17 protein-coding genes are annotated in these 14,221 nt (G+C 58.9%); all 17 read right to left on the bottom strand.

Annotation, left to right across the window (positions count from 1 at the left end; translation table 11 throughout):
- The 17 genes from fliR to fliE all read right to left on the bottom strand — a co-directional run bounded on the left by fliR (position 1) and on the right by fliE (position 14,146).
- Positions 1-786, bottom strand: a complete 786-nt coding sequence (gene fliR / locus K5D32_RS11135; protein WP_221600257.1) for a flagellar biosynthetic protein FliR — start codon at positions 784-786, stop codon at positions 1-3.
- Between the two features lie 6 nt (positions 787-792).
- Complete coding sequence (gene fliQ / locus K5D32_RS11130; protein WP_025260882.1) at positions 793-1,062, bottom strand: flagellar biosynthesis protein FliQ; 270 nt, start codon at positions 1,060-1,062, stop codon at positions 793-795.
- Positions 1,063-1,087: 25 nt separating this feature from the next.
- Positions 1,088-1,840, bottom strand: a complete 753-nt coding sequence (gene fliP / locus K5D32_RS11125; RefSeq protein ID WP_200986073.1) for a flagellar type III secretion system pore protein FliP — start codon at positions 1,838-1,840, stop codon at positions 1,088-1,090.
- A complete protein-coding gene (gene fliO, locus K5D32_RS11120) occupies positions 1,840-2,286 on the bottom strand; it encodes a flagellar biosynthetic protein FliO (RefSeq protein ID WP_198728500.1) in 447 nt (148 codons plus the stop codon). The genes fliP and fliO overlap by 1 nt, the downstream gene beginning before the upstream one ends.
- On the bottom strand, positions 2,287-2,748 hold the full coding sequence (gene fliN, locus K5D32_RS11115; protein ID WP_025260885.1) for a flagellar motor switch protein FliN: 462 nt from the start codon (positions 2,746-2,748) through the stop codon (positions 2,287-2,289). It lies immediately after the preceding gene.
- 61 nt (positions 2,749-2,809) lie between these two features.
- On the bottom strand, positions 2,810-3,778 hold the full coding sequence (fliM, locus tag K5D32_RS11110) for a flagellar motor switch protein FliM (RefSeq protein WP_025260886.1): 969 nt from the start codon (positions 3,776-3,778) through the stop codon (positions 2,810-2,812).
- A 9-nt stretch (positions 3,779-3,787) separates the two neighbouring features.
- Positions 3,788-4,288 carry a flagellar basal body-associated protein FliL gene (gene fliL / locus K5D32_RS11105; RefSeq protein WP_025260887.1) on the bottom strand — a complete coding sequence of 167 codons (501 nt, stop codon included), beginning with the start codon at positions 4,286-4,288 and terminating at the stop codon, positions 3,788-3,790.
- A gap of 181 nt (positions 4,289-4,469) precedes the next feature.
- A complete protein-coding gene (locus K5D32_RS11100) occupies positions 4,470-5,813 on the bottom strand; it encodes a flagellar hook-length control protein FliK (RefSeq protein WP_221600255.1) in 1,344 nt (447 codons plus the stop codon).
- An 86-nt stretch (positions 5,814-5,899) separates the two neighbouring features.
- Positions 5,900-6,262, bottom strand: coding sequence for an Hpt domain-containing protein (locus K5D32_RS11095; RefSeq protein WP_025260889.1), 363 nt, complete (start codon positions 6,260-6,262; stop codon positions 5,900-5,902).
- A gap of 34 nt (positions 6,263-6,296) precedes the next feature.
- Complete coding sequence (locus K5D32_RS11090) at positions 6,297-8,003, bottom strand: SpoIIE family protein phosphatase (RefSeq protein ID WP_311775781.1); 1,707 nt, start codon at positions 8,001-8,003, stop codon at positions 6,297-6,299.
- Positions 8,004-8,008: 5 nt separating this feature from the next.
- Positions 8,009-8,314 carry an STAS domain-containing protein gene (locus K5D32_RS11085; protein ID WP_221575698.1) on the bottom strand — a complete coding sequence of 102 codons (306 nt, stop codon included), beginning with the start codon at positions 8,312-8,314 and terminating at the stop codon, positions 8,009-8,011.
- A gap of 55 nt (positions 8,315-8,369) precedes the next feature.
- Positions 8,370-8,819, bottom strand: coding sequence for a flagellar export protein FliJ (gene fliJ, locus K5D32_RS11080; RefSeq protein ID WP_025260892.1), 450 nt, complete (start codon positions 8,817-8,819; stop codon positions 8,370-8,372).
- 6 nt (positions 8,820-8,825) lie between these two features.
- A complete protein-coding gene (gene fliI, locus K5D32_RS11075) occupies positions 8,826-10,184 on the bottom strand; it encodes a flagellar protein export ATPase FliI (RefSeq protein WP_025260893.1) in 1,359 nt (452 codons plus the stop codon).
- Positions 10,174-10,980: a flagellar assembly protein FliH gene (fliH, locus tag K5D32_RS11070; RefSeq protein WP_221600253.1), complete on the bottom strand. Its 807-nt coding sequence runs from the start codon at positions 10,978-10,980 to the stop codon at positions 10,174-10,176. Before fliH ends, fliI begins: the two co-directional genes overlap by 11 nt.
- 15 nt (positions 10,981-10,995) lie before the next feature.
- On the bottom strand, positions 10,996-12,012 hold the full coding sequence (fliG, locus tag K5D32_RS11065; RefSeq protein WP_025260895.1) for a flagellar motor switch protein FliG: 1,017 nt from the start codon (positions 12,010-12,012) through the stop codon (positions 10,996-10,998).
- On the bottom strand, positions 12,005-13,801 hold the full coding sequence (fliF, locus tag K5D32_RS11060; RefSeq protein WP_221575696.1) for a flagellar basal-body MS-ring/collar protein FliF: 1,797 nt from the start codon (positions 13,799-13,801) through the stop codon (positions 12,005-12,007). The genes fliG and fliF overlap by 8 nt, the downstream gene beginning before the upstream one ends.
- A 15-nt stretch (positions 13,802-13,816) precedes the next feature.
- The gene (fliE, locus tag K5D32_RS11055) at positions 13,817-14,146 is read right to left on the bottom strand and encodes a flagellar hook-basal body complex protein FliE (RefSeq protein WP_025260897.1); all 330 of its coding nucleotides are present in this window, start codon (positions 14,144-14,146) and stop codon (positions 13,817-13,819) included.
- Positions 14,147-14,221: the final 75 nt, after the last annotated feature.

The following is a 14,221-nucleotide window of genomic DNA, read 5'->3' as shown; positions in this document are numbered from 1 at the left end:
TCAGCGGGCCCTCACCAGATCACGCAGGGACTGCAAGGCCTGAACGGCCATGGGTTGGTACTGATTGAGAATGTCGGCCATGCTCATCCACAGGATGACCATGCCAAGCACCAGGGTCAGGGGAAAACCGATGGAGAAGATATTGAGCTGCGGCGCCGCACGCGTCATGACGCCAAAAGCGATGTTGATGATCAGCAGCGCGGTAATGGCCGGCAGCACCAGCCTCATCCCCGAACTCATCACCCAGCCAAGCCCCGTGGCCAGCTCCCAGAAATTACTGACTTGCAGGCCACTGCCTACCGGCATGGTGGTGAAGCTCTCGACCAGAATTTCCAGCACCACCAGATGGCCATTCATTGCCAGAAACAGCAGCGTGACCAGCATGGTGAAAAACTGACCGATAACCGCCGACGACACGCCGTTGGTGGGGTCGACCATCGAGGCAAAGCCCATACCCATCTGGGTGGCAATAATCTGGCCAGCCACCACGAAGATATGGAAGAACAACTGAAGCGAAAGCCCCATGCCTGCACCGATGAGAACTTGCTCACCGATCAACAGCAGCGCACTGAGATCAAGGGCTTCGACAGGCGGCATGGCGGGCAGCACAGGAGCGACCACCACGGTGACCGCCACGGCAAAATACAGGCGCACGCGACGCGGCACCAGCGTCGTACCAATGATCGGCATGGTCATCAGGACAGCGACGATCCGGAACAATGGCAACATGAAGCTGGCGACCCAGGTACTGATCTGGGTATCGGTCAGCGCAAGCAAAGGCTGCATGAGCCGTTAGCCGATCAAGGTCGGAATACTGCCGTACAGCGACAGGATGTATTCCATGAATATTTTCAGCAGCCAGGGCCCCACGACAATCAGGGTCAGGAGCATCACGATCAGACGCGGAAGGAAACTCAGGGTCTGTTCGTTGATCTGGGTAGCCGCCTGAAACATGGCAACCAGCAGGCCGCAGATCAGGCTTGGCACCACGAGAATCGCCACCAGCACGGTGGTCAGCCACAACGCTTCACGAAACAGGTCGACCGCTACTTCCGGCGTCATCGGGCAGACTCCTCGTCAAAACGACTCATACACCACCAAAACTTCCCGCCAGGGTTCCGACGATCAACGCCCAGCCATCCACCAGCACGAACAACATGATCTTGAACGGCAAGGAAATGATCAGCGGTGACAGCATCATCATACCCATGGCCATCAGCACACTGGCGACCACCAGGTCGATGATCAGGAACGGGATGAAGATCATGAAACCGATCTGGAAGGCCGTCTTGAGTTCGGAGATCACGAAGGCCGGAACCAGAATGGTCAAGGGTGCAGCGTCAGGCGTCTGAATATCGGTACGTTTGGACAGGCGCATGAACAGGTCCAGGTCGCTGGTGCGGGTCTGGGCCAGCATGAAGTCCTTGATCGGCACCTGAGCCTTGGCCACCGCATCCTGTGCGCTGAGTTTTTCCGCCAGATAAGGCTGCAAGGCATCCTGATTCACCCGATCGAACACCGGCGCCATGATGAACATGGTCAGAAACAGCGCCATGCCGGTCAGAATCTGGTTCGATGGCGTCTGCTGCAAGCCAAGGGCCTGACGCAGGATCGAGAAGACGATGATGATTCGCGTAAAGCTGGTCATCAGCATGACGAACGCCGGGATGAAACTCAGCGCCGTCATGATCAGCAGGATCTGCAGGCTGACCGAATATTCCTGCTGACCCGCCGGGTTGTTGGACAGCGTGATCGCCGGTATCGACAACGGATCGGCAGCGAACGCGACAGGTGCTGCCACGGCCAACAGCAGCAATATCAGGAAACGCAAGGCACCCATCACTTCTTGTCCTTATCCTTGCCCATCAACTCCAGAAGGCGCTGGGCGAACTCAGGGGTTGCCTGCTCGCGCACGGGAACCTGCACCGGCTCCTTGAGCACATGCAGCGGCGTGATGTGGCCCGGCGTGACACCCAGCAGAATCTGCTCGTTGCCCACCTGAACCAGCAGCAAACGGTCACGGGTGCCGAGCGCCCGCGAACCCAGCAGCTCGATGACCTGGCCACCGTTCGGCCCGACACTCTGTACCCGGCGCATGACCCAGGCCAGCACGAAAATCAGGCCGACCACCACCAGCAGGCCGAGCAGCAACTGCAGCACTTGCCCGCCCATCCCGCCTGAAACCGTGTTGGCCACCTGCGGAGCGGCTGCAGCAGCCTGCGCCACAGGTTCGGTTGCCCACGCCAGCGAAGGCAGCGTCAGCAGCACACCCAGCAAGCGCCTCACTTAGCGCAACTTCTTGATGCGTTCGCTCGGACTGATGACATCCGTCAGACGGATGCCGAACTTCTCGTTGACCACGACCACTTCGCCATGAGCGATCAGCGTGCCGTTGACCAACACGTCCAGCGGCTCGCCCGCCAGACGGTCCAGCTCGATCACCGAACCCTGGTTGAGCTGCAACAGGTTACGGATGTTGATATCGGTGCTGCCCACTTCCATGGAGATCGACACCGGAATGTCCAGAATCACATCCAGATTGGGACCGTCCAGCGTCACAGGTGCATTGTTCTTGGGAACACTGCCGAACTCTTCCATCGCCATGCGCGACGAAGAATTACCTTCATCGGCCGCCAGCAATGCGTCGATATCAGCCTGACCACCCTCACCGGCTTCACCCAGGGCCGCAGCCCACTCATCGGCCAACGCCTGATCTTCAGCAGACGTCATTTCGTTTTCATCAGCCATCGGTTGTCCTCTGCGGGCATTGATTCAGTTACGCAACAATTTTCGGCATCGACCTGAAAGATCAACGCCGCTCTATGGGTTCGATTACTTGCAGGGCGAGATTGCCCTTATGCGAGCCGAGCTTGACCTTGAAAGAAGGTACGCCGTTGGCACGCATGACCAGTGTCTCGGGCAACTCCACCGGAATCACATCGCCAGGCTGCATGTGCAGGATGTCGCGCAGCGGCAACTGACGCTGGACAATGGTTGTGCTCAGCGGAACGTTGACGTCGAGAACGTCTTCCTTGAGCGCCTTGATCCAGCGCTCGTCCTGATCGTCGAGATCCGACTGGAAACCGGCGTCGAGCATTTCGCGGATCGGCTCGATCATCGAGTACGGCATGGTCACGTGCAGGTCACCGCCACCGCCATCGAGTTCGATGTGGAACGTGGAAATCACCACCGCCTCGCTCGGACCTACGATGTTGGCCATGGCCGGGTTAACTTCCGAGTTGATGTACTCGAAGTTCACTTCCATGATCGCCTGCCAGGCTTCCTTGAGGTCGATGAACGCCTGATCCAGAACGATGCGCACGACGCGCAGTTCGGTCGGGGTGAATTCACGCCCTTCGATCTTGGCGTGACGACCGTCACCGCCAAAGAAGTTATCCACCAGCTTGAACACCAGCTTGGCATCGAGGATGAACAGGGCCGTACCGCGCAATGGCTTGATCTTGGCCAGGTTGAGGCTGGTCGGTACGTACAGCGAGTGTACGTATTCGCCAAACTTCATGACCTGGACACCACCCACCGCCACGTCCGCCGAGCGACGCAGCAGGTTGAACATGCTGATGCGGGTATAGCGGGCAAAACGTTCGTTGATCATTTCCAGGGTCGGCATCCGACCCCGCACGATCCGGTCCTGGCTGGTCAGGTCGTAACTCTTGATACTGCCAGGCTCACTGTTACTTTCGGTCTGGACCATCCCATCGTCAACGCCGTGCAGCAGCGCATCGATCTCGTCCTGGGACAGCAGGTCTTGAACGGCCATGTCAGAGTCCTACTGCAATACGAAGTTAGTGAAGAGCAACTGTTCGATCACAGTCTTGCCGAGTTCTTTCTGCGCCACTTCCTGGATGCTGGCGGTCGCTTTCTGACGCAGCATTTCCTGGCCGATTGGCGTGGCCAGCGACTCGAAAGGAATGGCCGCAAACAGCATCACCAGATTGTTGCGAATCACCGGCATATGCACCTTCAAGGCTTCCATGTCCGCAGCGTTGCGCGCCAGCATGGTGATGCTGACCTGCATGTAGCGCTGACGACCATTGGAGTTGAAGTTCACCACGAACGCAGGCGTCAGGGGCTCAAAGACTGCCACTGGCTTGACGTTGGCCGCCGCTGCCACTGCTGCCGGATCAGGCGCACTCGCAGACTTGTGCATGATGAACCAGGTCGCACCTACCGAAAGGCCTACAGCGAGCAATAAAGCCACGACTGCGACGATGATGAGCTTGAGTTTACCTTTGGAAGCGGGGTCTTTAACTTCTTCGCTCTTCGCCATGCCAATAATCCGTCACTATTCAAGGGGTTCGCTGATGCGTGAGAGAGGCAGAGCAAGTGTTATGCCAGAGTTGCGCAGAGGAAGGCGGGGGCGTGAATGAATTCGTTACATATGCGGAGGTTTATCGCGAATGAATTTGCTCCTACGGGCGTAGGAGCGAATTCATTCGCGAAAAGATCAATCAGGCGTAGAAATCGATCTCGCTGGTGCCGATCACCCGGGCCGCTGGCTGGCTGACCGGGGCTGCAGCATCGGCGACAGCGGTATCATCCTGCCCGTCACCGGAACCCGAACCACCACTGCGACCGCCGCGCTGTGCCCGGCTGGCCTGTTCTTGCGCCTGCTGCTGGGCCTGTTGCTGAGACTGGTCGGACACGTTGACATCAACCTGACCGAGCCCTTGCTGCACGAATGACTCACGCAGACGCGACATCTGGTTTTCCAGCGCTTCACGCACACCCAGGTGGGCACTCATGAAGGTCACCTGGGTCTGTTGGTCCGGCGCCATATTGACGCGAATGTCCAGACGACCGAGCTCGGCAGGCTCCAGTTTGATTTCAGCTGACTTCAGGTTCTGGCTCGACAGGTACATCACACGATCCACGATCCCTTCGCTCCAGCCACTCTGGTTCATGGCCAGAGGCTGGTTGATCAGCGGTGCGGGTGCGGCGGCTGTCTTGGCGGGTTGTGCCGCCTGGCTCAGGGCCGCCAGACGCTCGGCGAAGTTATCGACACGGGTATCGCCCGTAACGCTCTTGGTGTCTTTGAGGCCATCGCTGATCAGACTGCTGAACGACTTGTCGCTGCTTTCGGTGCTGCTTTCGTCCGAGGGCAACTGCTCGCTCAAGGCCGCCAGGTTATTGGCGACATGTTGACTCTGATCATTATCGGCATTGTTGGTTGCCCGACCCGATGCATTCGCCTGTTGCGAGGCATGCGCCTTGGCGTTGGCGTTTTCCAGTGCCAGTTGTACGGCATGCAAGCCGTCCAGCGGGTCAGCCTCGGGATCAAAGGAGTCCTCAACAGGCGCCGCAGTGGGCAGTGCCGCCAGGACCGGCAAGGCCTTGGCCGCATCGCTGTCGGTCTTGGCCGCCGAGGCCGCCAGCGCTGCAGGCGCCTGGGCCGCTGCCAGTTGCAATGCCGGATCAAGCGCAGGATCGGTGACCGGTGGCGTCACGACTTCGGCGACTGTTTCACCCTCGGCAGCGGACTTGTCGTCAGAACTGGCGCTGGCCGGATCGGCAGGCAAGCCATTGCCGCTTCCGGCAACGGTCGAGTCATCGGCGGCAGTGGTTGTACTGGCCTCGGTCTTGTCCTTTTCAGGCACAGACTTGTCACGCGCAGGCTTGACCGCAGTGTCGTTGCGATCAGCAACCTTGTCCCTGGCCTGTTTGGCATAGACATTGGAAAAGCTGGAGCCGTCGCCCTTGCCGCTGTCTGCAGCCTTGATCGCATTGTTGGCAGCGCTGGACTTTGACGTCGCAGTCGCATTGGCCTGAAGAAGCACATTTGGGGCAAGGGGCATTTCAATCTCCACACATGAGCAGCTGGTTCCATGAACAACAGCAAGATGCGGGCCAGCTTTACCGGAGAAAGAAAATGAGAGAGAAATCAGGTCTGACCGATGAACAATTGGCGCTCGGCGTCGAATAGCCGGCGGATGGTCAGATACTCGCTGTCGATCAGGCCAATCAGCTCTTCAAGGCCTGCCCGCTGCTGCTGGCGAGCACGCTCTTCAAGCTGGCGGCACAAGTCCGAAAGGACCACTGCACCCATGTTGCTGCTGCTGCCCTTGAAGCTATGGGCCGTGAGGCTCAGCTCCTGCATGTCCAGCAGTTCGGTATCGATAGCGCGGCGCAATTGCGTCACGCGCTGCTCGGAATCCTTGAGGAAAACGTCGAGCAACGTTGGATATTCGTCTTCCATGACTTCCTGCAGAACACTTAAAACACTGTAATCCAGATGAATCGACACTTGCTCACTCCTTGATCAAGACTCTGGAGGCGGATTATGCCACTGCTCTCCAGAAAAATTCCACGCAAGCAACCCGGCCATCCTTAGACCATTGCGCCTGCTGGCTCAATTCACGAATCAACTTCAGACCACGACCATGCAACCCCTCAAGCGAGGAAGGCATGGCAAGCATCTGCTGCACATCGAAGCCCCGGCCACTGTCTTCGACACGGATCGTCAGCCGACCACCCTGCTCCACAGGCTCCACTTGCAGATGCAAGCGGACAAAACCCGACTGCAATGCCTCAAGCCGGTCCGTCCGCTCTTTATAATAGCGGGCAAATCCGCTGGCATCCTGCTTGAGTGCAGAATCGAGCCCCAACACGCCATGTTCCAGCGCATTGCTGTACAGCTCGGTAAGCACGCTGTGCAGTGCCGCACTCTGCGCCTGAAGCCCCGGCACCTCAAGCAATAACTGCATCAGGTAAGGCAAAGGGTTGAAGCGCCGCAGGGTCGAAGCCCGAAACTCGAAGCTGACCGACCAGTCCAGCGGGCTCGATGCCGCATTGTCGGAGTAGTTCGACACGGCAGGCGAATCCTGCTCTTGGTCGATGACACTGATTTCCAGCATGCTGACGTCATCTCGCGCCCGCCCGCCAAAATCGTTAAGCGCCTGGAGAATTTCCTGGATCAGCAAAGGCGGATGACGGTTTGCGGTCAAGACCTCGCGCAACCGCTCCACGCCGAACAGCTCATCGCGACTGTTGCTGGTGTCCAGCACACCGTCGGACAGCAGGAAAATCCGGTCCCCCGTGGACAGCGGGTGAACCTCCGTCCTGTCATCAAAGGAGGCGGCACTCAACACCCCCAGCGGCAAATGCCTCGATACCAGCGGCAAGTGACTGCCGTCAGCCACCCGAAGCAGATAAGCATCGGGCAACCCGCCATTCCATATCTCGACATGCTGCTGCTTGAGGTTGACGCACAGCAGCGCCGCACAGCAGAACATGTCCACCGGCAGGATGCGCTTGAGCTTGGCATTCATTTCCCGCAGGGTTTCGCCCACGCCATAACCCTTGGCGGTCATGCCGTAGAACACCTCGGCCAGAGGCATCGCCCCCACGGCTGCCGGCAGGCCATGACCCGTAAAGTCGCCGAGCAAGACATGCATGTTCCCGGCAGGCGTATAGGCGGCGAGCATCAGGTCGCCGTTGAACAGCGCGTAAGGTGATTGCAGGTAGCGGATATTGCTCGCCCCCAGACACCCCGAATGTGCCACCTGATCGAATACCGCCTTGGCGACACGCTGTTCGTTGAGCAGGTAGTCGTGGTGCCTGGCGATCAGGTCGCGCTGTTGCAGAACGGTTTCCTGCAACAGGCGCAGCCGGTTCATGGCATTGATCTTGGCCGCCAGCACCAACGGGTTGTAGGGCTTGGAAATGAAATCATCGCCACCGGCATCCAGACAGCGCGCCAGGGCTTCGCCTTCGGTGAGAGAAGTCAGAAAGATGATCGGTACCAGCGACTCGCCGGACAGGCTCTTGATACGACGCGCGGCCTCGAAACCGTCCATGACCGGCATCAGCGCATCCATAAGGATGAGATGCGGCCGCTCGGCCTCGAATATCGCCAGTGCTTCAATGCCGTTGGCAGCACTCAGGACTCGATGACCCTGGCGCCCGATGATAGTCGACAACAGCAAACGGTCGCTGGCACTGTCGTCCGCGATCAGTATGCACAACCCCTTGGCTGCCGAGGACAAGGGCGTCAGCTCAACTGGAACAGTTTCGAGAAATTGGAAATGGTGAGGATCTTGATGACATCCGGCGTGCAATTGACCAGCTCCACCACCACGTCATCACCACCGGCATGATCGCGCAGCAGCAACAGCATCCCCAGGGCCGAGCTGTCCAGATAATGCGTACGGGCCAGATCCACCACGTACTTCAGATTTGCGGAGCGGTCTTCATAAGCTCCGCGAAAATCCTGATGAGTGGAAAAATCGAAGCGCCCCTCGATAAACACGGTCAGTTGCTGACCGTCCCGGGAAAGCTCGGAGGTGATCTTCGCCATAAGGACTCCTGAAGTACGTCATCACACCGCAAGCGTAGACGAGAGAATAGACATATCAATCCTGCTCACGACGAGGCAGACGCTGGGACAATTCATCGAGCAGCTTCTGCTCGCGCTTGTCTTCAAGCTGGCGCGCTTCATCGATATAACGCTGCACCAGTTTGCGCAGACCTTCGACCCGCGCATAACATTCCTGCCAGGCGCCACGAGCCTTTTCGAGATTGACCTTGTGCCACTCCAGACTCTTGTTCTGCTGGCCGACGGCAGTTTCCAACTGATTGAGGAAGCGCTGATAGTTGGTAAGCCATTGCCCGGATACACCATGGCTACCCTGACTGATCCATTGCTCCTGATAACTCAAGCGAAAGCGCTCAAGCTCTTCAAGCTTGCTGTAGGCCAGATTGACCTGCCCCTGAAAGTGCCCAAGACGCTGGGCTGCCGTACGCTCGGCGGCCTCAGCCATTTCGACCACCGGCGCCAGACGCGCCGCACGACTCTGGGCCATGATCTATCAGCCGCCAGGAGCCGGGGCAAACACTGCAGCCAGCGCTTCACTGCTGGCCTGCATGCTTTCGTTATCGCGCAAACCCTGACGCAGATAGCGCGCCAATGCCGGTTGCAAGGCAATGGCCGTGTCGGTTTCCCGGTCGCCACCCGCCACATAGGCACCCACGCTGATCAGATCGCGGCTCTGCTGATAACGGGACCACAACTGTTTGAAGAACTGCGCACGCCCCATGTGTTCAGGGCTGACAACTGCCGGCATGACCCGGCTGATGGACGCTTCAATATCGATAGCCGGGTAATGCCCTTCTTCGGCCAGACGCCGTGACAGAACGATGTGGCCGTCCAGCACGCCTCGGGCGGAGTCGGCAATCGGATCCTGCTGATCGTCACCTTCGGACAGCACGGTATAGAACGCCGTGATGGAGCCACCACCGGCTTCTGCATTACCGGCGCGCTCCACCAGCTTGGGCAAACGGGCAAATACCGAAGGCGGATAACCCTTGGTTGCAGGCGGCTCACCAATGGCCAAGGCAATTTCCCGCTGGGCCTGGGCAAAACGGGTCAGGGAGTCCATCAGCAACAGGACATTCTTGCCCCGATCACGGAAATATTCGGCAATGCGCGTGCAGTACATGGCGGCGCGCAGACGCATGAGCGGCGCATCGTCCGCAGGCGAAGCGACCACCACCGAACGCTTGAGCCCTTCTTCGCCCAGGATGTGCTCGATGAACTCCTTCACCTCACGGCCCCGCTCACCGATCAGGCCGACGATGATGATGTCCGCCTCGGTAAAGCGCGTCATCATGCCCAGCAGCACACTCTTGCCCACGCCGGTACCGGCGAACAGCCCGAGACGCTGGCCGCGACCGACCGTCAATAAACCGTTGATGCAACGAATGCCCACATCCAGCGGCTGGCTGATGGGGTCGCGCTTGAGCGGGTTGATGGCCGGGCCATCCATGGGCACCCAGTCTTCGGCCTTGATGGGCGGACGCCCGTCCAGTGGCCGACCGGCTCCGTCGAGTACTCGTCCGAGCATGCTCATGCCCATGGGCAGACGCCCGGTATCGGCCAGCGGCACGACCCGCGCCCCTGGCGCAATGCCTGCAACACTGCCCACCGGCATCAGGAAAACCTTGTTGCCCGAAAACCCCATCACTTCCGCATCGACTTCGACCGGATGATGGCTGTCATCGTTGATCACCACACAGCGGCTGCCCATGGCCGCCCGCAAGCCCTCGGCTTCAAGGGTCAGGCCGACCATACGCAACAGGCGCCCCTCCACTACCGGCTGGGCAGGCAAGGTGATGGAGTCGGCATACGACCCCAGTCGCTTGCTGAAGCTGGTGCGATCAAGGCGCATCGTTTTTCTCTATGTCGACTGCACTGGCAGAGACGCCGGTCAGTTCGATATTCAGATCGGCAGCACCAGGATGAGTCACCTGCTCATGCAACTGATCGTACATTTTGGAAATGGCCAGGGAAATCCGTGTCTCGACACTGGCATCGATACGGCTGTGCTCGGTTTCGATCCGGCAGCCACCCGGCAACAGGCTATCGTCCTCGAGAATCTTCCAGCTTTCTTCATGGCGCTCACGCAGCGCCTTGACCAGCACGAAGTCCTGGGGATTGATAAAGATGCGCAGGTTCTGGGCACCCATGGGCAGCAGTTTCAGGGCATCGCGCAGGACATGGGCGATCTGCTGAGAATCGGTCTGCAGCTCGCGCTGGATGACCTGGCGGGCAATGTGCTCCACCAGATGGATAACCGCCTTTTCGATCTGCGTGTCCTGCTCGGCCACCGGCTCCAGCAGATTGAGCATCAACTGTTCGAGACTGGCGAGCTTGGCCGTCAGAGCCACTTCCGCTTCCTGCCGGACCTTGAGCTGGGTGCTGTGGAAACCTTCTTTTTCGCCCGTGGCAAAACCTTCGTTCCAGGCTTCCTGACGAATGCTTTCCAGCTCCTCCAGGGTCAGGGGCTGCACCTCCTCCAATGGAACTTCTTCCATTTCGGCCGGTGCTTCTTCCACTGACTCCGGTTCGGGTTCCGGTTCTGGCTCTTTGTGCGGGTCAAAGCTTGGCAGTGACCACATGTCGAAGCCAACGATATCCTTGGCGCGAATGAGATCACTAACCGGGTCTTTACTGGAGCTGGGCATGGGTCAACGCAATCCTTAGATCATTTCCTCGCCACCTTTGCCACCGAGCACGATCTCGCCGGCCTCGGCCATACGACGTGCGATAGTGAGGATTTCTTTCTGTGCGGTTTCCACGTCGCTGACACGCACCGGACCCTTGGCTTCCAGGTCGTCGCGCAACAGTTCGGCAGCACGCTTGGACATGTTCTTGAAGATTTTTTCCTTGATCGCCTCGTCCGAACCCTTGAGCGCCAGCACCAGCACGTCCGAAGACACTTCGCGCAACAGCGCCTGGATACCGCGGTCGTCCACGTCGGACAGGTTGTTGAAGACAAACATGAGGTCTTCGATCTGCACCGACAGGTCTTCGTCGACCTCGCGGATCGAGTCCATGAGCGTGCCTTCGATGGAGCTGTCGAGGAAGTTCATGATGTCAGCAGCGCGCTTGATACCACCCAGGGTAGTACGCGACGTGTTGGCATTGCCGGAGAACTGCTTCTCGAGAATCTGGTTCAGTTCCTTGAGAGCTGCAGGTTGTACGGTATTGAGCGATGAAACCCTGAGGATGATGTCCAGGCGCACCTTGTGGTCGAAATGCCCAAGCACCTCGCCCGCCTGATCGGCGTCCAGATAAGCCACCACGATTGCCTGAATCTGCGGGTGCTCGAAGCGGATCACATCGGCGACCGCGCGCGGCTCCATCCACTTGAGGCTGTCCAGGCCGCTGGTGTTGCCACCCAGCAGGATACGGTCGATCAGGCCGTTGGCCTTGTCTTCGCCCAGGGCCTGGGTCAGCATCTTGCGGATATAGCCATCGGAACCGACGCCAAGGCTGGTCTGATCGCCGACGATATCGACAAACTCGCTCATGACCTCTTCGACCTGCTCACGATGCACATTGCGCATCTGAGCCATGGCCACGCCCACTTTCTGTACTTCCTTGGGGCCCATGTGCCGAAGCACCTGAGCCGCATCGGTCTCACCGAGAGAAAGCAGCAGCACGGCGGCTTTCTCCACTTTGGTCAGTTTGGCTACGACGGCTCGATCATTCATCAGTGTTAATCCACTCTTTCACGACCTGGGCCACACGACCCGGATCTTCGGCCACCAAACTCTTGATTGCATTCAACTGTGCGTCATAACCCTCGGTCGGGCTAGGCAGCAGGATACTCTGCGGACCGCCCAAGCTGACCCGGTCATTGGACAGATCGCCATCCATACCGCTGCCGCCCATGCCACCGAAACCACCCAGCTCCGAGTCGCCGAACCCGCCCAGTTCCTTGCCCTTGCCGCTGGTGATGTTGTTCAGCACAGGGCGCAGAACACCGAACACCAGAATCAGGATGAAGATCACGCCCACGGCTTGCTTGAGGATGTCCCAGAACCATGGCTGCGAGTAGAACGGAATTTCCGGAATCACTTCACCGCGCTCACTGGAGAACGGTACGTTGATCACGCTGACGCTGTCACCACGACTGGCATCGAAACCGACCGCATCCTGAACCAGACGCGTGAAGCGGGCCAAGTCAGTGGCGCTCCATGGCGCACGGGTCACTTCGCCGTTGGCCGGATTGGTCTTGACCATGTCATCGACCACAACCGCCACCGACAGACGAGTCAGGCGACCCTGCTGTTGCTTGGTGTGGCTGATGGAACGATCCAGTTCGAAGTTCTTGGTCGACTGCACACGCTTGTCGGCCGGGTACGGCGCCAGAGCGGGCTGGCCGGTGGCCGGATCCATGATCTGCTGACCGTTGGCATCGAGCAGCGGCTGGCCGGGAGCGATGGCGGCTGCGGCACCGGCAGCACCGCCACCGGTAGTCTGAGGCGCGGTCGCAGGACCTGGCGGCTGGTTGCTCAAGGCACCCGGAACACCTTGCGGACCCGAGCTGCTGGAGCGCTGTTCATTGACCGACTGCTCGCTGCGCAAGGCAGGCTGGTCAGGGTTGAAGCTTTCGGCAGTCGATTCGACGGCACTGAAATCCACCACTGCCGAGACTTCGGCCTTGTAGCGGTCGCTGCCCAGAATAGGTTGCAGGATGTTCTGCACACGCTGGGTCAGCATGCCTTCCATACGGCGGCTGTAGTCGAACTGCTTGCCGGCCATGGTCAGCTCGGAGTTTTCACCCTGATCGGACAGCAGGTGGCCCTTCTGATCCACGACCGTGATCTGCGACTTGCTCAACTCGGGAACGCTGGTAGCGACCAGATTGACGATGGCCACGACCTGGCTTGGCTCAAGCGTACGACCGGCATACAACTCGACCAGAACCGAAGCACTTGGCTTGCGATCGTCACGGACAAACACCGAGCTTTTCGGAATCGCCAGGTGCACGCGGGCAGCCTTGACGTTATTCAGGGACGAAATGGTGCGTGCCAGTTCGCCTTCCAGACCACGGCGGTAGCGCGTGGCTTCCATGAACTGGCTGGTACCCAGGCCCTGGTCCTTGTCGAGAATTTCGAAACCGATGTTGGAGTCGTTCTGGACCACGCCAGCCTGAGCCAGCTGGATACGCGCACGCTGCACGTCATCGGCCTTCACCAGCAAAGCGCCGGAGTTGGGCTCGACGGTATAGGAGATGTTCGCTGCAGTCAGGGTTTCCATGATCTGCTTGCTGTCCATTCCCGCCAGGCTACCGTAAAGCGGCCGGTAATCGGGTTGCTGGGACCAGAGCACCACGGCAAAGCCAATGGCCACGCTGGCAGCCAGACCGACCATGAGGCCGATCTGACGCAGCATGGTCATTTCAGAAAGGTTTTCCAGAAAAGACAGACCAAACAAGGGTTTCTTGTCGGGAGAGCCCGCTCTTGCCGGAACGGTTTCGGCTGTTGCTTCGGCCATGACTCAGTACGTCCCTTAAACCGGCATCTGCATGATGTCTTGATAGGCTTGAACCAGCTTGTTGCGAACCTGGGTCAAAGCCTGAAACGAGACGCTGGCTTTTTGTGAGGAAATCATGACGTCAGTCAAATCGACACCACTCTTGCCGATTTCAAATGCGTTCGCCAACTGACCTGCGGCCTGCTGGGTTTCGGAAACCTTGTTGACGGCCTGGCCAAGCATATCGGCAAAGCTGCTGGTGCCGACTTCCGGCGTAGCGGTCACTGGTTTGGACGCCGCCATGGCATCCATCTGCATGGCCCGCATATCCAACATCAAGCGATTAAATTCAACACCTTGGCTCATGGACATTTTCTCTCGTAAGGCCCGCAATTTTTTGACACTGATTCAGCGGATACTGAAGACATAGCAACAAGAGTG

Source organism: Pseudomonas cichorii (assembly GCF_019719005.1).
In the GTDB taxonomy this organism is placed as follows: domain Bacteria; phylum Pseudomonadota; class Gammaproteobacteria; order Pseudomonadales; family Pseudomonadaceae; genus Aquipseudomonas; species Aquipseudomonas cichorii_E.
This window is presented reverse-complemented; position numbering and strand designations above follow the sequence as displayed.

Coding starts and splice junctions, on each gene's coding strand:
- fliR (WP_221600257.1), bottom strand. CDS start 786: ATGCAGCCTTTGCTTGCGCTGACCGATACCCAGATCAGTACCTGGGTC.
- fliQ (WP_025260882.1), bottom strand. CDS start 1,062: ATGACGCCGGAAGTAGCGGTCGACCTGTTTCGTGAAGCGTTGTGGCTG.
- fliP (WP_200986073.1), bottom strand. CDS start 1,840: ATGGGTGCCTTGCGTTTCCTGATATTGCTGCTGTTGGCCGTGGCAGCA.
- fliN (WP_025260885.1), bottom strand. CDS start 2,748: ATGGCTGATGAAAACGAAATGACGTCTGCTGAAGATCAGGCGTTGGCC.
- fliM (WP_025260886.1), bottom strand. CDS start 3,778: ATGGCCGTTCAAGACCTGCTGTCCCAGGACGAGATCGATGCGCTGCTG.
- fliL (WP_025260887.1), bottom strand. CDS start 4,288: ATGGCGAAGAGCGAAGAAGTTAAAGACCCCGCTTCCAAAGGTAAACTC.
- K5D32_RS11100 (WP_221600255.1), bottom strand. CDS start 5,813: ATGCCCCTTGCCCCAAATGTGCTTCTTCAGGCCAATGCGACTGCGACG.
- K5D32_RS11085 (WP_221575698.1), bottom strand. CDS start 8,314: ATGGCGAAGATCACCTCCGAGCTTTCCCGGGACGGTCAGCAACTGACC.
- fliJ (WP_025260892.1), bottom strand. CDS start 8,819: ATGGCCCAGAGTCGTGCGGCGCGTCTGGCGCCGGTGGTCGAAATGGCT.
- fliI (WP_025260893.1), bottom strand. CDS start 10,184: ATGCGCCTTGATCGCACCAGCTTCAGCAAGCGACTGGGGTCGTATGCC.
- fliH (WP_221600253.1), bottom strand. CDS start 10,980: ATGCCCAGCTCCAGTAAAGACCCGGTTAGTGATCTCATTCGCGCCAAG.
- fliG (WP_025260895.1), bottom strand. CDS start 12,012: ATGAATGATCGAGCCGTCGTAGCCAAACTGACCAAAGTGGAGAAAGCC.
- fliF (WP_221575696.1), bottom strand. CDS start 13,801: ATGGCCGAAGCAACAGCCGAAACCGTTCCGGCAAGAGCGGGCTCTCCC.
- fliE (WP_025260897.1), bottom strand. CDS start 14,146: ATGAGCCAAGGTGTTGAATTTAATCGCTTGATGTTGGATATGCGGGCC.